Origin of the sequence: Mesorhizobium sp. M5C.F.Ca.IN.020.29.1.1 (assembly GCF_003997375.1) — a bacterium.
Lineage (GTDB): Bacteria > Pseudomonadota > Alphaproteobacteria > Rhizobiales > Rhizobiaceae > Mesorhizobium > Mesorhizobium wenxiniae.
In genome coordinates, this window is record NZ_RZSW01000086.1 from 1 (window position 1) to 15,733 (window position 15,733).

The 15,733-nt window shown below is 64.0% G+C and carries 16 protein-coding genes; 2 read left to right on the forward strand and 14 right to left on the reverse strand.

The genetic code is table 11. The features are described from left to right. Together EOA85_RS09885 and EOA85_RS09890 are read right to left on the reverse strand one after the other, a co-directional pair. On the reverse strand, positions 1 to 1,426 hold a 1,426-nt coding region (locus EOA85_RS09885; RefSeq protein WP_164759576.1), incomplete at its 3' end, for an efflux RND transporter permease subunit. Beyond that, entirely contained in the window at positions 1,423 to 2,691 is a 1,269-nt protein-coding gene (locus EOA85_RS09890) for an efflux RND transporter periplasmic adaptor subunit (protein WP_127209289.1), read from the reverse strand. The genes EOA85_RS09890 and EOA85_RS09885, both read right to left, overlap by 4 nt. 144 nt (positions 2,692 to 2,835) lie before the next feature. Between EOA85_RS09890 and EOA85_RS09895 the strand changes: the two genes are divergently transcribed. Together EOA85_RS09895 and EOA85_RS09900 are read left to right on the forward strand one after the other, a co-directional pair. After that, a complete protein-coding gene (locus EOA85_RS09895) occupies positions 2,836 to 3,372 on the forward strand; it encodes a TetR/AcrR family transcriptional regulator (protein WP_065007434.1) in 537 nt (178 codons plus the stop codon). Positions 3,373 to 3,792: 420 nt separating this feature from the next. After that, entirely contained in the window at positions 3,793 to 4,083 is a 291-nt protein-coding gene (locus EOA85_RS09900; RefSeq protein ID WP_127209276.1) for a hypothetical protein, read from the forward strand. Between the two features lie 10 nt (positions 4,084 to 4,093). Here the strand turns inward: EOA85_RS09900 and EOA85_RS09905 are convergent, their stop codons facing one another. The 12 genes from EOA85_RS09905 to EOA85_RS09960 form a co-directional block, all read right to left on the reverse strand. Next, on the reverse strand, positions 4,094 to 5,179 hold the full coding sequence (locus EOA85_RS09905; protein ID WP_127209277.1) for a Gfo/Idh/MocA family oxidoreductase: 1,086 nt from the start codon (positions 5,177 to 5,179) through the stop codon (positions 4,094 to 4,096). A 48-nt stretch (positions 5,180 to 5,227) separates the two neighbouring features. Further along, on the reverse strand, positions 5,228 to 5,992 hold the full coding sequence (locus EOA85_RS09910) for an ATP-binding cassette domain-containing protein (RefSeq protein WP_127209278.1): 765 nt from the start codon (positions 5,990 to 5,992) through the stop codon (positions 5,228 to 5,230). Beyond that, positions 5,989 to 6,990 carry an ABC transporter permease gene (locus EOA85_RS09915; RefSeq protein ID WP_127209279.1) on the reverse strand — a complete coding sequence of 334 codons (1,002 nt, stop codon included), beginning with the start codon at positions 6,988 to 6,990 and terminating at the stop codon, positions 5,989 to 5,991. Before EOA85_RS09915 ends, EOA85_RS09910 begins: the two co-directional genes overlap by 4 nt. Continuing rightward, positions 6,987 to 7,979 (reverse strand): substrate-binding domain-containing protein, encoded by a 993-nt coding sequence (locus EOA85_RS09920; protein ID WP_127209280.1) that lies wholly within the window; start codon positions 7,977 to 7,979, stop codon positions 6,987 to 6,989. The genes EOA85_RS09915 and EOA85_RS09920 overlap by 4 nt, the downstream gene beginning before the upstream one ends. A gap of 380 nt (positions 7,980 to 8,359) precedes the next feature. Further along, the gene (gene ugpC / locus EOA85_RS09925; RefSeq protein ID WP_127209281.1) at positions 8,360 to 9,451 is read right to left on the reverse strand and encodes a sn-glycerol-3-phosphate ABC transporter ATP-binding protein UgpC; all 1,092 of its coding nucleotides are present in this window, start codon (positions 9,449 to 9,451) and stop codon (positions 8,360 to 8,362) included. Then, on the reverse strand, positions 9,444 to 10,481 hold the full coding sequence (locus tag EOA85_RS09930) for an ROK family protein (RefSeq protein ID WP_127209282.1): 1,038 nt from the start codon (positions 10,479 to 10,481) through the stop codon (positions 9,444 to 9,446). Before EOA85_RS09930 ends, ugpC begins: the two co-directional genes overlap by 8 nt. Next, on the reverse strand, positions 10,478 to 11,203 hold the full coding sequence (locus EOA85_RS09935) for a ribulose-phosphate 3-epimerase (RefSeq protein WP_127209283.1): 726 nt from the start codon (positions 11,201 to 11,203) through the stop codon (positions 10,478 to 10,480). Before EOA85_RS09935 ends, EOA85_RS09930 begins: the two co-directional genes overlap by 4 nt. Beyond that, entirely contained in the window at positions 11,200 to 12,033 is an 834-nt protein-coding gene (locus EOA85_RS09940) for an alpha/beta hydrolase (RefSeq protein ID WP_127209284.1), read from the reverse strand. Before EOA85_RS09940 ends, EOA85_RS09935 begins: the two co-directional genes overlap by 4 nt. After that, positions 12,033 to 12,851 carry a sugar phosphate isomerase/epimerase gene (locus EOA85_RS09945; RefSeq protein ID WP_127209285.1) on the reverse strand — a complete coding sequence of 273 codons (819 nt, stop codon included), beginning with the start codon at positions 12,849 to 12,851 and terminating at the stop codon, positions 12,033 to 12,035. The genes EOA85_RS09940 and EOA85_RS09945 overlap by 1 nt, the downstream gene beginning before the upstream one ends. Beyond that, positions 12,851 to 13,927: a Gfo/Idh/MocA family oxidoreductase gene (locus EOA85_RS09950; RefSeq protein ID WP_127209286.1), complete on the reverse strand. Its 1,077-nt coding sequence runs from the start codon at positions 13,925 to 13,927 to the stop codon at positions 12,851 to 12,853. Before EOA85_RS09950 ends, EOA85_RS09945 begins: the two co-directional genes overlap by 1 nt. A gap of 10 nt (positions 13,928 to 13,937) precedes the next feature. Then, positions 13,938 to 14,759 (reverse strand): sugar phosphate isomerase/epimerase, encoded by an 822-nt coding sequence (locus EOA85_RS09955; RefSeq protein ID WP_127209287.1) that lies wholly within the window; start codon positions 14,757 to 14,759, stop codon positions 13,938 to 13,940. Positions 14,760 to 14,763: 4 nt separating this feature from the next. Continuing rightward, the gene (locus EOA85_RS09960) at positions 14,764 to 15,600 is read right to left on the reverse strand and encodes a carbohydrate ABC transporter permease (protein ID WP_127209288.1); all 837 of its coding nucleotides are present in this window, start codon (positions 15,598 to 15,600) and stop codon (positions 14,764 to 14,766) included. Positions 15,601 to 15,733 lie beyond the last annotated feature (133 nt).

Consider the following 15,733-nt stretch of genomic DNA (forward strand, 5'->3'; position numbering starts at 1 on the left):
CACCCGAAAGCACCACCGAGCCGGCAAGCGTCACCGCGAATTCGCGAAACAGTGCGCCGGTCAGGCCGCCGGTGAAGGCCAGCGGCGCGAATACGGCGGCCAGCGTTATCGTCATGGCGATGACAGCGGACGAGATCTCCCGCATGCCGTTGAAGGCCGCCTGCATCGGCGACAAACCGTCTTCCTCCATATGCCGGTGAATGTTTTCTACCACCACGATGGCATCGTCAACGACGAGGCCGATCGCCAGCACCATGGCCAGCAAAGACAGAAGATTGATCGAATAGCCTAACGAAAACAGCAGGAAACAGACGCCGATCAGCGACAGCGGAATGGTCACAATCGGCATCAGCACCGAGCGGAACGAGCCGAGGAAGAGCAGGATGACGACGATGACGATGATGACCGCCTCGCCGATGGTCTTGAACACCTCCTCGATCGAGGCGCTGATCTGCTCGGTCGAATCGTAGACGATCTCGATCGTCATGCCTTGCGGCAGCGTCTCCTGAATCGTCGGCACAATGTCGTGGATCGCCTCCGCTGTCGTCAGCGGATTAGCGGCCGGCGTCGGGAAAATGGCGAGAAAGATGCCGGGCTTGCCGTTGAAAGTGACCCTGGTGTCGGTGTTCGCCGCGGCGAGCTCGACGCGCGCCACGTCGCGCAGCCTCACCACATTGCCGTCCTTCGATCGAAGCGGAAGAGCGGCGAAAGCTTCCGGCGTCTGCAGCGTCGAGCGAACGGTAATCGAGGAGGCGACGTATTCGTTTTCGGTGTTGCCGGGTGCTGACAGGAAATTCGATTCGTTGATGGCGGTCAGCACTTCCGACGCCGTCACGCCGCGCGCCGCCAGTTTGATCGGGTCGATCCAGACGCGCATCGAATATTCGGCGGCCCCGAAGATCTGCACGTCGGCTACACCCTCGACCGTCGACATGCGCGGCCGCACGACGCGCTCGATATATTCGGTGAGCTGTTCCGGCGTCATGTTCGGATTCTGCATCGAGATATACATCATCGCGAACTGATCGCCGGTACCCTTGACGATCACGGGGTCTTCGGCCTCGTCCGGCAGATCGCCGCGCACGCCTTGTACCTTCGACAAGACTTCGTTCAGCGCGACGTCGGGATTGGAGCCGAGTTTCATCTGCACCGTCACGGTGCTTAGGGACGACCGGCTCGCCGACGTGACGTAATCGATGTTTTCGGTCGAAGCGACGGCACGGGCGATCGGCGCGGAAATGAATCCCTGGATCAGGTCGGCGCTGGCGCCGGGATAGGCCGTGGTGATCGTGATAGCCGTTTCTTCGACCTCCGGATACTGCCGGATCGAAAGGTTGAAGATGCCCTGAAAACCCAGAAGCAGGATCATCAGGGCGAGCACGGTCGAAAGGACCGGGCGGCGGATGAAGAGGTCGGAAAGGCTCATTTCTGGGCTGCCTGCTGGTTCGCCGGCTTGGTCGGATCGATCGTGTTGTCGACGGCAACGGACATGCCGTTGGAGAGCCGGTTCTGGCCGGCGGTAACAACCTCGTCTCCAGGCGCGATGCCCTCGAGGATCTCAACCAGGCCGGCGTTGCGGCGGCCGGGCTTGACGAACACCTGGGCGAGCACGAGCTGCGGCTTCTGTTCTTCCGCTGTCGGTTCGGTCGGCGTTGCCGCCGGTTCTTCGTTGGGTTTTGCCGCGGGCGCTTCGGCTGCGGGCTTCGCAGTATCCGTGGCGGGCTTTTCTTCCGGCTTTGCCGCAGCAGGAGGGGCGGCGCCATTGGCCGCCGGCTTCGCCGGACGCACCACAAAGACAAAGTCACCGTAGAGGCTGGAGGTCAGCGCGGTCTGCGGCACCGTCAGCACGTTGTTTTCCTCGGGCAATTCGACGCGCACCTGCACGAACTGGCCAGGAGTCAGCTTGCCTTCGGGGTTGGCGACCTCGGCCCTGACCGTCACCAGCCGGCTGGTCGGGTCGATCTTCGGGTCGATACCGCGAATGGTGCCGGCGAACGGCAGCTCGCCGTCGCCAATGCCCAGCCGCACCGTCTGGCCGATCTTCAGCAGCGGAAACTGCTGTTCGGGAACCGAGAAATCGGCCCGCATCGTTTCCAGATCCTGCAGGGTGGCTACGGAAGTGCCGGGTGAGAGATACTGGCCGAGATCGATCCTGGGGATACCCACTGTGCCGCCGAAGGGCGCGGTCAGCAGCTTCTGCTCGAGCACCGCCTGAAGCCTGTTGACCTGTGAAGTGGAGGCCGATGCGGCTGCGCGCGCCGAGTCGAGGGTCGATTCCGAGCCGACACCGCGTTTCTGCAATTCAAGGGCGCGTGTCAACGCTGTCTGGTCGAGCGCCGCTTGCGCCTTCGTCGCATCGAGATCGGCGCGCTCGGCGGCATCGTCGAGCTGAAGGAGAACCGCGTTGGCTTCAACCTTCTGATTGGCGTGAAATAGGATGTCCTTGACGATTCCGGCGGTTTCGACGGTTAGATCGACGCCGCGGACCGCACTGACAGTGCCGATCGCCTCGACGCCCGGCGTCCACTCCGTCGGCTTGACGATCATCGTCGACACGGTCGCGGCAGGCGGTTTCATCGTGGCGAAGAATTGCTGCATTGCATTGTCGCGGAACAAATTGAAGCCGACGATGCCGCCGCACACCAGCACGAGCAGAATGAGGGCAATGATGAAACGCTTGATCACGAACAGTCCCCTTGGCCATGGCCCGGCATAACAGTCGGATGACCGAAACACATACCTGTGACTGGTCCCGATTTCAAATGACGGCGATCTTACTGTACCGTCTGGACGGTCTTGTCAATTCCGCGTAAGCTAATGTATGGGAAGCGACTGATGAAGGCCCGGAGAACAAATTCACGCGATAAAATTCTCGCTGCCGCCGCCGATGTGGCACGCGAGACAGGGCCCGGCAGCCTGTCGCTGGACGCCGTCGCCAGCCGAGCCGGCGTGTCGAAAGGCGGCTTGCTGTACAATTTCCCGACCAAGGCGAAACTGATGCAGGCGCTGGTGGAGGATTACCTGCGCGCCTTCGAGCAAGCGCTGGAGTCCGCCCGCACGGCCGGCGTCGGCGGCGAAAGCCCGCTTGCGACCTACATCAAGCTTTCGGCCGAACATGCCGAGGAATCGAAACCGTCGGCTTCCTGGATATTTTCGGCGATCGCCGAGGATCCCGATTTCCTGACACCGATAAAATCGTTCAGGCGGCAGGTTTTCGAGCGGCTCAAGGGAGAGACGCCGGACCTCAAGGCGCTGCTGGTCTGCTACCTCGCCATCGAAGGACTTCGCAGCATGAACCTCTTCGACTCGGACGTCCTTTCACAGGATGAACGCCGGTTGCTGGTATCGTCCTTGCTTGAGATCGCGGGATAGATTGAAGCGTAGGCCAGCGAAGCACCTGCGGCAAGGCAGATCACCGTGAACGACCTTGCTGATGATCGCCTGGATTATCCCGAGCACCTGAGCCGGTTTACCGCCAGGGCAACACCCCGGCCGGAAACCGCCGCCCGAACCGGTCGAGCACAAGCAGCGGGCCCGCGCCATACCGGCACGGACTGCCCGGGTAGGATTTCCGGCGTGCACGACACCACTGGCTACCGGGCTGGCTACTGGCTCATCACGGCGCCGAACTTTTCCTTGTTGGCGGCGTCGTTGGCGAGTGCGGCGGCCGCATCGTAGCCCAGCACCTTTGATGGATTCGCGCTGGGCCTAAGGCGCCGTTCAGGGAACTTTTGTTCGGCTGGCGATTTTGGCTATATGGTAGAAAGCCGAACTGCCAGAAGGGTATTGCCGATGATGACAAAAAGCTTTGCGATCCGCGCGCTCGCCTTCGCGATAGGCTGCAGCATGTCCGCCTCGGCTTTCGCGGGGGACAAATACCGCGACCATCGGCACCGCGACCACCGGGTTCAATCCGAACGCTACGTTCCCGCCGAAGGCGACATCATCGACATTCTGTTCGGCGGCCCGCGCTACTATGACCAGCAGTTGGTCACGACAGCCGCCGGAGCCTGCTCCTACCACAGGGTCGGACCCGACGCGAATGCGTTGAACAAGATCAACGATCACCATTGCGGGAAATAGGCGGCAGGCTTCAGCGCCCGCCAGTCTCCTTCATCCGCGCGATGATGTGGGCCATCAGCGCCAGGTCGCGACGGGAGTCCGCGAGGTCGGTCAGCGGCTTTGTCCCGTCAGTGATGTGGCGATGGAAGGTCTCCAGTTCATTCGAGAAAGCGTCGCCATAGAGCGGCCCGAAGGTCCTGGTCACCGGGCCTAGTGGACCGGCTTCCGTCACTTCGAGCCGCGTCGGCAGGCTGCGGATATAGGGCGTGTCGTAGATGATGCGGACCCGTTTGGTGTTCGAGCGCACCTCGATCATGGCATCAAACAGGCCGAGATCGTCGACCACTGCGTCGTAGCAGCAGGCGAAATGCCCATAGTCGAAGGTCACGCTGGTGTTGGCCCCGCCATTGGTGCGATGCGCGGCGAGCACACGAACCGGCTCGCCGAGCAGCCCGCGCATCGCCGAAATGTGGTGCGAGCTCAGCGCCGTCAGGCCGCGATAGGCGCGTACGAGATCGGCGGGCGCATCGCTGCCCACCACTTCGCGGATCAGCGCCTCGCGCTCCCCGGCGCCGCATGCCAAAAGGGCCGGATCGATGTCGGTGGGATAGAGAATATTCTGGCTCTTTTTCAGGAAATGCCGGCCCTCGGAGATCAGGTCGAAGATGCGGACATGGGTGATATCGGCGAAGTCAGGCAATTCCTCCATCGCCGCCAGGTAGGCTGGAGCGTAGCGGCGCATGTAACCGACGAAGATCGTCTTGGCGTAGTTTGTCGTCAGAGCCAGCAATTCGTCGATTTCGCGCACCGTCAGGCAGGCGGGCTTTTCCAGCAGGACATGCTTGTTCGCCTGGACGGCGGCACGGACGAAACGGCTGTGGGTCTCGTCGGACGAGAGGATGAAAACCGCGTCGATATCCGGCGAACTGATCAGCGCCTCGGCCGAATCGAAGATTGCGGCTGTCGGGTATTCGGAGCGGCACAGCGTCACGAGGCTCGGCGAAACATCATAGACGCCCGATATCAGCCAGCGGTCGCGCTGGTCGCTCAGCACCGGCAGATGGATCGACTGCGCAACCTCTCCGAGCCCCACAAGTCCGACACGGATCACCGCCACGGCAAACTCCCTTTCCAATCGTTCAATTCGTAACGGGCCGGATCGTTTCTATGCCGCGCCGGTGACGAGCGCGACAAGTTCGTTGCCGGTGGTCTCGGACGATCGGACCGTCGCCACCATCCGTCCCGCCCGCATCACCCAGATCTGGTCGGATAGGCGCCGCACCTGATCGAAATTATGGCTGACCAGGATGACGCTGACGGCCTGTTCGCGCAGGCGCCGGATCAGGGCTTCGACATTGGCCGTCTCCTGCACGCCGAGCGCCGCGGTTGGTTCGTCCATCACCACCAGCTTGGCGCCGGAACCTGCGGCGCGGCAGATCGAGATCGCCTGTCGCTGTCCGCCCGAAAGGCGCCGCACGCGCTGGCTGACCGAAGGCATGTTGATCGACAGGCGCGACAACATGGCGCGCGCCTGCTGCTTCATCGCCTTGCGGTCGAGCAGGGCGAACGGGCCGATCCGGCGCACGATCTCACGGTTGAGGAACAGGTTCTGGGCGACGGTCAATTTATCGATCAGCGCGAGGTTCTGGTGCACCGTCTCGATGCCGGCCTTGCGCGCCTCGTCGGGATTGGCGAAGGGGTGCAGCCGGCCGTCGAAGAAGATCTCGCCACCATCCGGCACATGGACGCCGACCAGGCAGCGTATCAGCGTCGACTTGCCGGCGCCATTGTCGCCGATGACAGCGGTGACCTCGCCACGGCGGGCCTGGAAGGCGACATCGGTGAAGGCGCGGATGCCGCCGAAATGCTTGCTTAGCCCTTCGCAGGCTAGGATCGCGTCGGCCGACGGCGAGTGATTGACGGCGCTCATTTCTGATACCGCATGATCAGTGCCGCCAGCACCACGATGGCGCCCACGGCGAGCGGTTGGTAGAAGGCCGAAACGCTGAGCAGCGTCAGCCCGTTGACGAGAGCGGTGAGCATCAGCGCCCCGATCGCCGGGCCGAGAATGCTGGCGCGTCCGCCGAACAGGCTGACGCCTCCCAAGACGACTGCCGCCACCGAATTGAGCAGAAGGCTGGTGTTGATCTGCGGTTCGGCCGAGCCGATGCGCGCCACCAGAAGCAGCGCGGCGATGCCGGCGCAGAATCCTGATATCGTGTAGGCGGCGATCTTGACCCGGTTGGTCCGGATGCCGAGCGAGCGGGCGCTTTCGGTCTGGCCGCCGGTCGCCAGCAGATGCACCCCGAAGCGGGTATGGAAGAGCGCGCTATGCGCCACGAGAACGGCTGATATCGCCACCCAGACGGGATAGCCGAACGGCCCGAGGGAACCGGAGGCCAGCCGCAGCAGGAAGGTCGAGCCAACCATTATCGGCTCGCCGCCCGACAGGATCAGACCGAGGCCGGTGACGCCCGAAAGCGTGCCGAGCGTCACCACGAAGTCGGGTATTTTTCCGGCTGTGATGAGCACGCCGTTGAGGAAACCGACCGCGCTGGTGGCGGCGACGGCCAGTACGCAGGCGAAGAAGATGCCATAGCCCGCGGCATCGACGAGGCCGAGGATGATGGCGCCCAGCATGACCGCGGCAGCCAGCGAGAGATCGATGCCAGCGGTGGCCACGACGAAGGTCTGGCCGATCGACAGCACGACCAGGATCGCCGCGGCCAGCAGCAGGGCCTGCAAATTGGCGACGCTGAGAAAGACTGGCTGGGCGATGCCGAACACGACGACGAGGCCGACGAGGCCGACGACGGATGCCCAGTCGGCCCAGAAGGAAGGATCCAGGAGGAGAGCCGCCAGGGAGGGACGGCTCTCCTCCGCCGCGCCCGCTTCCCCCGAGGACGCGTTCTCAGCGGGAGCGTTCACTGCTGCAACATCTCGCGGAAGGGATCGGGATAGTCTCCGCCGGGGCGCGGGAAGTTCTTCAGCGAGGCTTCCGCATTGTCCTTGTTGATCAACAGAACCGGCGCTGGCACGTTGGCCGGAAGTGTCTTGCCCTTGGCCGCCGCGGCGCAAGCTTCCACGCCCATGGCGCCGACGACATAGGGATATTGGGCGACGGTCGCAGCGAGTTCGCCGGCGGCAACGGACTTCAGGGCGTCGACGATGCCGTCAAGTCCGATCACCTTGACGTCCTTACCCGAGGTCTGGACGGCGCGCTGGACGCCGAGCGCCATGATGTCGTTGGCGGCAAAGAAGCCGGCGAGATCTGGATGCGCGGCCAGGATGTCGGTGGCCGCGGTCAAGGCCTTCTCGCGGTCCCAGTCGGCGCTCACCATCACCACGACCTCAAGCTTGCCTTCGACGGCCTGCTTGAAGCCCTTGATGCGGGCGTTGCTGCCGACATCGCCGACGATGCCGGCCACCAGTGCGACCTTGGAGCCTGCAGGAACCAGCTTCAGCATCTCCTCGCCTGCCAGTCCGCCGGCGGCGACGTTGTCTGTGCCGATATAGGTCGAGATGGTGAAGCCGGCCGCCTTGGCCTGCTCGGCGTCGATGGTGCTGTCGATGTTGACGATCGGCTTGTTCTTCTGCGCGACCGGCACCAGCGCCTGCACCAGGTTGGAGACGCTGATCGGGTTGACCAGATAGCAGTCGAAATCCTGCATGGCCATGGCGGTCAGCCGGTCGGCCTGCCCGGTTGCGTCGCCCATATTGGCGGCCGCCTGCACGGTAACGCCGACGCCATCGGCCTTGGCTTGCTCCTCGATGCCCTTCTGCATGTACTGGAAGAAGGGGTTGTCGAGACCCTTGACGATGGCCGCGACTTTCGTCGCGTCTTGGGCCTGGGTGGGCATGGAGACGATGGTTGCGAACAGACCTGCGCCAAGCGCCAGGCCATTGAACATACGCATGCTTCTTCCTCCTCCTAAATGTTGGTTGTGTCGCAATTAACCCGTTCGGCGAACGGAATGGCTGTGCAGGGCGCGACGAAGGCCGGCCCGGCGCTTGCGATGGCAGACAGCCGACCGATCGACGATTGCCGTGCAGCTCGCTGCTTCAAGACCCGTTCCGGGCCATTTTCCGTGTCAGGCATTTCTCCTCCCAGAGCGCTGGCCAAGGCCTCGCCAGCATTATCGCATGTTTTAGAAAAATTTGACATGCGTCAAGTTTTAAAATGGTGTGCAGCGGTTTTGATGTGCTGCGATGCAGCAGAAATCGACACTGTAGGGGTCGAAGCAGGCTCGATGCGCGGCGTCGTCAGTTCTCTGGTTTCAAACTATGAGCCCACGGCTCACGCCGATTGCAGAGACGCCAGCGCCGGACCATCGGTGCGAAACAGGTGGCAAGCCGATGGCAAGATGTCGAGCGCGATCGGGCTGTGCAACGGCGTCCTGTCGCCACCTTCCGCCTGCACCACCAGCGTGACCTCGGGCGCGACCTCGACATGAAGGATGGTCAGGCTGCCAAGCCGCTCCGCCAGCACGGCTCGCCCCTTGAATTGTCCGTTGGCCGAGATGCGGAGATGTTCCGGCCGCATACCGAGCAGCAGCTCGTCGCCAGATTTGCTTGCACCGGCGGCAACCGGGACGGTCAGCGCCTGGCCGTCCGGCAAGGTAACGGAAACGCCTTTGGGGCCAGTCGCGACCACTTTCAGCTTCAACAGATTCATCTTCGGCGAACCGATGAAGCCGGCGACAAAAATGTTGGCCGGCCTGATATAGAGATCGAGCGGCGAGCCGACCTGTTCGATGCTGCCACCGTTCAGCACGACGATCTTGTCGGCCATGGTCATGGCCTCGGTCTGGTCGTGGGTGACATAGATCATGGTCGCGGCCAGGTGCTCATGCAGGCGCATCAGCTCGAGCCGCATGCTCACCCGCAAGGCGGCGTCGAGATTGGACAGCGGCTCGTCGAACAGGAACACTTTGGGATTGCGCACGATGGCGCGGCCGATGGCGACACGCTGCCGCTGGCCGCCCGAAAGCGCCTTCGGCCGCCGGTGGAGAAGATGCGAAAGCTGCAGCACCTCGGCGGCCTCCCGCACCTTGCGTTCCTTTTCCGCGGCGGAGACGCCGGCGATCTTCAGCGCAAAGCCCATGTTCTCGGCCACCGTCATGTGCGGATAGAGCGCGTAGGACTGGAACACCATGGCGAGCCCACGCTCGGACGGATCGATGTCGTTGGCGCGCACGCCATCGATCAGCAAGTCGCCGGCGGTGATCTTTTCCAGGCCGGCGATCATGCGCAGCAGCGTGGACTTGCCGCAGCCGGACGGGCCAACGAAGACGACGAATTCGCGGTCCTCGACGTCCAGGTCAAGGCCCTTGATGATCTCGACGGATCCGTAGGACTTGCGCGCGCCGCGCAGCTTGAGCTCAGCCATGGCTTGTCTCCCTGGCGCCGGCACGCTCGGTCGCATTGTCCTTGTTGTCCTCATCCTGCGCCATCGCCAACGGCGCGCCCGGTTCGCCTTCCCACAGGATCAGGCTGGCCGCGCCGATCAGTCCGGCGCGGTCGCCAAGCTGCGCCGGCACGATCGGCACGTCCCGGTAGGCCAGCATGGCCCGCTGCTCGACGGTTGCCCTGATGGTTGGAGCCAACAGGTCGAAACCGTTCGCAAGACCGCCGCCCATGACGATCAGGTCCGGCGAATAGAGGTGAAGCAGGTTCGTGAAGCCGATGCCGAGCCACCTGGCTTCCGCCTCGATCAGCTCGAGCGCACTGATATCGGCGGCACGTGCGGCCTCGACGACGTGCCTGGCCGAAACGTCGCCATCGGCCGAAAGGCGCCTGAGCAGGGAGCCGTCGCCTGGCGCTGTCAGCGCCGTGGCACGCCGCCCGAGCGCGGTTCCGGAGGCGACCGCCTCGAAACAGCCGACAGCGCCGCAGAAGCAGCGGTCGCCCTCTCCGGTGATGGTCATGTGGCCGATCTCGGCGGCAAGCCCGCGCCGGCCGTGATAGATGTGGCCGTCGGCAACGACCCCGCCGCCGATGCCGGTCGATACGGTGACGAACACCAGCGACCCGGTGCCCAGGCCGGCGCCGAAGCGCCATTCGCCCAGCGCGGCCGCATTGGCGTCGTTTTCCAGCCGCACCGGCAGGCCGAAATGCTTGCCGAGAATGTCGATCAACGGCACGTCGTGCCAGCCGGCCAGCGTCGGCGGTGCGATCACGATCCCAGCCTTGGGATCGAGCGGTCCCGGCGCGCCGATGCCGATGCCGACGACATCCGCTTGTGGGCGCTGTGTCAGAAGAGCCCCGGCCAGTGCGATGATCTGCCCGATCACCGTATCCGATCCCGCGATCGCCATCGTCGGCGCCGAAACCTGCGCGACAACGCGGCCGCCGCTCTCGACCAGCGCGCCGCGCAGCTCCGTTCCGCCGAGATCGAAGGCGAGGGCCAGTCTTGTCATAAGGCGGCGACCTTCAGCCCATGCAGCCAGGCCATGCGCTGCGCGAGGTCGGGGTCGCCGAATGCCAGCGATCCGAGCACCACCGTCTCGGCCCCGGCGGCGCGCAGGCGCGGCACCGTCTCGTGGCGGATGCCGCCGTCGGCAGCCAGGATGATGTCCGCCTCCCGGCCGGCTTGCCGCACCAGTGTACGCGCCTCTATCAGGCGTGGGCAGGCCTGGTCGGAAAGGCTCTGGCCCTTGACGCCAATGGATGTGCCAAGAAGCGTCACAAACGCGACTTTCGGCAGGAATGGGGTGACTGCAGCGACCGGCGTTTCCAGCCTGAGCACCACGCCGGCCTCGGCGCCGAGCTCATGCGCCAGCCGCACGGCGCGCAGGCCGGCCTCGCCGTTTTCGGCGTGCACACTGATCAGGTCGGCGCCGGTCTCGATGAACTGACGCGTCTGCTCTTCGACGATCTCGGCTTCGACCATCAGGTGCACATGGATCGGCCTTGCCGTCAGCCTGGCGATCCGCTTCACCAGATCCGGGAAGAACAGGAAGCCGGGGGTGAAGCGGGCGTCTGCGACGTCAATGTGATGCAGGTCGACATGAGGTTCTATGCGCTTCAGGTCGCGCTCCATATTGGCAAGGTCCGCCGACCACAGCGAAAACTCGCCGAGCAGCCGGTTGCGCGGCAAGGCGGCGATGGCAGCGGGGCCGGACAGGGTTTTCATCGTCATGACGGAATGAGGCTCCGGATGTTGAAGTGGGCGTGAAGGAAGGTCGTGATCTCGGCCTGCAGCTCGGCGAAATGCCTGACACTGTCGAGCGCCTTGGGAGAGATTTCGGCAAAGGTCGCGCCGGAGATGGCCGCCGCGAGCGTATGGGCCGCCGACAGCGGATGCACCGCATCCATGGCATTGCCGATGACCAGCGTGGGAATGCCAAGCACCGCGGCGTCACTCGCGGAAACGCCTGGGCCGTCGGCGGCAATGTCGGCGAGGACCTGCGCGAATGGCGCGGCGTCGAGCCGGTCGAAATAGCCGAACAGCGAGGCAAGGTTGTCGGGCGCGTCGCGCTGCAGGCGCGCGGAGGTTTCCGATTGCGCGAAGATCGTCCTGGCCTTGTCGGGGCCGTGACTGAGAATGAGGCCGGCAGCCTCGGCGATCGGCCGCATGTTGTCAGGCGCACTGTCGAACGCCCAGGCCGGCCGCACCAGCAGCAGGCCCGCGACACGGTCCGGATGACGGCAGGCGAGGCGGGTTGCAATTGCGGCGCCCATGGAAATGCCGCCGGCGACGAACCGATCGAGGTCGGCCTGATCGGCGGCGGCTAGAACATCATCCGCGAACATGCTCAGGGAGAACGGGCGACTGCTGCCGAGCCCAGAGGCACCGTGCCCGCGGCATTCCAGCGTGAGGCGCCGCAACCTCGGCCCGGAAGGGAAAGCCTGGGCGACCTGCGCCTCGCCACCGCCCAGCCCGTGCTGAAAGATGACCGCAAGCCCGTCGCCATGCTCGGAGACTTGAAGCGCGGCGTCATCGCGAAGCAGAGTTGCAAGACGCGCCATCAGATCAGCCCCTTGAGGAAGTGGGCAACCTCGGGCGCTTCGTCGGCTGAAAGGCCGTGCGTGACCAGCGCCCCGTCGAAGCCTGATACCTTTAGGCGGGCAACAAAATCCACAAAGTCGACAACGCCCCGGCCGGCCGTAGTGAAGCGGCCATCGGCTAAACGGTCCTTGGCATGGGCCATGGCGACATGGCCGGCTGTGTGCTCGACCGCAGCGGCCACGATGGCGCGTGCTTCGGCGGGGCTCGCCTGCTCGAACAGGTTCGCCGGATCGAGCACGATGCGCAGCCGTCTCGAGCCCATGCTGGCGATGAGGCGCATCGCGTCCGACGCCGAGGTGACGATGTTGGCCTGTTCGGGCTCGATGCCGAGATCGACGCCGTGGCGCTCAGCGAATTGCAGCGCCTTTTCGACCTCGCTCGCCATGTCGTCCCATGCCTCAGGGGCAGCATTCTCGGGGTGATACGCCCACTGATCGTCCGCGTTGCGTGTTCCCGTGCACAGCGTGACCAAGGGAACGGAAAGGTCTGCCGCAGCCTTGATCACCACGCCAAGCCGGCGCAGGCCGTCATCGCGCACCGTCCTGTCGGGATGGGCCATGTTGTAGGTGCCCGAGAGCGCCGCCAGGGTGACGCCGGAAGCATTCGACGCGGCCGCGATGGCGCTGATGCCATCGTCAGGGACCGCATCCGGCATCGACGGCAGGCCGGCGCAGGCCAGGTTGAACTGGGTAACGGCAAATCCCGCGTCGCGGACCGCTGCCAGCACGCCGGCCGGCTCGCTCCCAGGGAAAGTCTTGGCGAACACCCCGATCTGCATCAGACCGCTCCCGTGACGGAAGCGATCTCAACGCGATCACCGGTTTCGACCGAGCGGGCGATCGCCACCATGGCGCGGATCGAGGCGAGGCCGTCCTCGACGTTGGCGCCGCGCATCAGCTTGCCGTCAAGGACGGTCTCGGCGAGGCTTTCGAGCTGGCGCCTGAAGAAATGCCCGTCGGCGCCCAGCGGCTTTCGCCACGTCGCATCCTTCTCGTGAAAGATATCGACCTCGCTCGCCCGGAAATACCACGGATTGAAGGTCTTCGCGATTACCGAGCCGTTCTCGCCATAGAGCTGGAAGCCCTCGTGCCAGTCCATGCGGACAGCCACGGTGAGATCGAGATGGCCAAGCGCGCCGTTGGCGAACTCGGTTTCGACGAACCAGCAATAGGCGCCGAAACGCTCGTTGAGGCGGGCGCGCAGCGCGACGATCTCACCGCACAGGAAGCGCGCCGTGTCGACGAGGTGGGAGCCGTGCGCGAGCATGAAATACTGCCTGAGATCGGCCTTCGGATTGCCGCCAGGTTTCCTTGCCAGCTTGCTGGTGACGGGCAGCGGCTGGACCGCGTCGGTGTTGGTGTAGCGATGGGTGGAATCGCAATACCAGGCTTTTAGCGCCAGGATCTCGCCGATCTCGTCGCGGACGAAATCGCGCGCCGCTTCCAGCGCCGGGTCGAAGCGCTTCATGTGACCGACCTGCAGCACCCTGCCGGAGCGTTTAACCGCCTCGGCGAGCGTTTCGCCTTCCTCGACCGAGACGCCGATCGGCTTTTCGCACAGCACGTGCTTACCGGCCTCGAGCGCCTTGATCGACATCGGAACGTGGTAGGCGTCGGAGGTTGCGACGATCACCGCCTCCAGCTGCGGGTCGGCGAGCATCTCATCGTAGTCGGCGTACATCTTCTCGGGTTCATAGGTCGCGCCCATGCGCGCCAGAAGGTCGGGGGCGGCATCGCAGATCGCATAGAGATCAGCGTTCCTGGCCTTCACGCAGGATTCGAGATGGGCGAACTGCGCGATCGGCCCGCAGCCGAGCACGCCGACACGAAGGCGACGGTCTTGCTTCCGGATCATGATCTCTTCCTCACGCGCCGTAGTCCCGCATGGTCTGGCGGTTGGTCTTGACCGCGGCGGCCGGATCGGCGGCGGCGGTCTCGGATTCCTCTTCCAGCACCAGCCAACCGTTGAAATGTGGCGCGGCACCGGCGACATCCATCACAGCTTGGGTGTCGCAGACGCCCTTGCCGAGCATCGCCCATTTGCCGCCGGCATCGACGTCCTTCAGGTGGATGTAGCGGATGCGGTCCCGATATGTGGTGAGCGTGTCGATCATGTCTTCATGGCCGCGCAAGATGTGGCCGGTGTCGGGCACCCAGCCGACGAGCGACGGATCGATCAGTGCGAAAATCCGGTCGTAGTCGGCACGGTCGAATAGCAGCGTGTTGTGGTGGGAACTGGGATGGACGGCGATGTCGACGCCAGCCTTGCGCCCGAGTTCGCCGGCCCTGTTGTAGACCTCGGCCGCGATGGCAAACTTGTCGTCACGAGGTCCTTCGGAAACGGAGGTAGCCGAGCCCATCGAGACGAGCGCGCCAGGAAATGCGGCGGCGAAATCGATCCAGCGCTGCGCCGTTTCGAGGTCGGCGCCGATATTGTCCTTCAGCGTGAAGCCGCTATTCGAGCCGAAAGCGAAGGAGACGAGCGTCAAGCCAGCCGACTCCAGCGCCATGGCGAATTCAGCCGGCCTGTCGGCATAGCGGCCGATCATCGTGTCGGTGATCTCTATGCCGGCATAACCACCGTCAGCGATCGCTTTAAGCAGATCGTCCGGACCGCCGGCAAAACCGCCTCCGAGCATTTCCCACGTAAAAGTCTGGCAGCCGACTTTCAGGTCTTTCACGTTCATCCTTTCATTCCTTGATGCCGCCCTGCGTCAGCCCTTCGATGATGTGCCGCTGGAAGAACAGCACCAGCACGATCAAAGGGACGGTGACGACGGCCGAAGCTGCGGCGATGTCGCCCCAGGGCACATAATAGAGGTTGGTGAAGTTGGCGATGCCGACGGGGATCGTCTGGCGATCGATGTTGGAGGTGAAGGCGAGGGCGAACAGGAATTCGTTCCATGCGGTGATGAAGGCGAGCAGGCCTGTGGTCACCAGGCTGGGCAGCGACATCGGCAGGATGATGTGCCAGAGCAGGCCGGGAACGCTGACGCCGTCCATGCGCGCCGCCTCGTCGATCTCGCGCGGCAGCGTTTCGAAATAGCCGAACAGCACCCAGGTGACGAGCGGCAGCCCGAGCGCCAGATAGGTGATGATCAGCGCCGTGTAGGTGTCGAGCAGGCCGAGATTGGTCGCCACCAGATAGAGCGGCCCGACCAGTGCGATCTGCGGAAACATCGACACCGAAAGTATGGTCATCAAGATACCGAAGCGGCCCTTGACGTTGAGCCGCGACAGCGCGAAGGCGGCCAGCGACCCGACGAAGAGGCACAGGAATGTCGTGGCCAGCGAGACCACCAGCGAATTCCAGACATAGCGGTGCAGCTGCTTCTCGATGAAGGCGTTGTAATAGTGCTCGAGCGTAAAAGGCGCGGGCATTAGCGATGGCGAACCTGATGTCAGCGCCTTGTCGAGCTGGAACGATGTCGAGAACTGCCAGAGGAATGGGCCACCCGACCAGACAAGGATGAGCAAGGCGCCAAGATAGATGGCGATCGTCTGCAGCGATGAACGCGTGTCGTTCATTGCGCCCTCCTGATCTGCCTGATGAGATAGAGGCAGAATACCAGTGCGATGATGCCTTCGGTGACGAACATCGCCGTCGAGACGGCGGAGCCATAGCCGAATTGCAGCGTCGAGAAGAGCACCTTGTAGGACC

Coding starts and splice junctions, on each gene's coding strand:
- EOA85_RS09910 (WP_127209278.1), bottom strand. CDS start 5,992: ATGAGCGCCGTCAATCACTCGCCGTCGGCCGACGCGATCCTAGCCTGC.
- EOA85_RS09935 (WP_127209283.1), bottom strand. CDS start 11,203: ATGACGATGAAAACCCTGTCCGGCCCCGCTGCCATCGCCGCCTTGCCG.
- EOA85_RS09895 (WP_065007434.1), top strand. CDS start 2,836: ATGAAGGCCCGGAGAACAAATTCACGCGATAAAATTCTCGCTGCCGCC.
- EOA85_RS09955 (WP_127209287.1), bottom strand. CDS start 14,759: ATGAACGTGAAAGACCTGAAAGTCGGCTGCCAGACTTTTACGTGGGAA.
- EOA85_RS09900 (WP_127209276.1), top strand. CDS start 3,793: ATGATGACAAAAAGCTTTGCGATCCGCGCGCTCGCCTTCGCGATAGGC.
- ugpC (WP_127209281.1), bottom strand. CDS start 9,451: ATGGCTGAGCTCAAGCTGCGCGGCGCGCGCAAGTCCTACGGATCCGTC.
- EOA85_RS09920 (WP_127209280.1), bottom strand. CDS start 7,979: ATGCGTATGTTCAATGGCCTGGCGCTTGGCGCAGGTCTGTTCGCAACC.
- EOA85_RS09960 (WP_127209288.1), bottom strand. CDS start 15,600: ATGAACGACACGCGTTCATCGCTGCAGACGATCGCCATCTATCTTGGC.
- EOA85_RS09950 (WP_127209286.1), bottom strand. CDS start 13,927: ATGATCCGGAAGCAAGACCGTCGCCTTCGTGTCGGCGTGCTCGGCTGC.
- EOA85_RS09945 (WP_127209285.1), bottom strand. CDS start 12,851: ATGCAGATCGGGGTGTTCGCCAAGACTTTCCCTGGGAGCGAGCCGGCC.
- EOA85_RS09930 (WP_127209282.1), bottom strand. CDS start 10,481: ATGACAAGACTGGCCCTCGCCTTCGATCTCGGCGGAACGGAGCTGCGC.
- EOA85_RS09940 (WP_127209284.1), bottom strand. CDS start 12,033: ATGGCGCGTCTTGCAACTCTGCTTCGCGATGACGCCGCGCTTCAAGTC.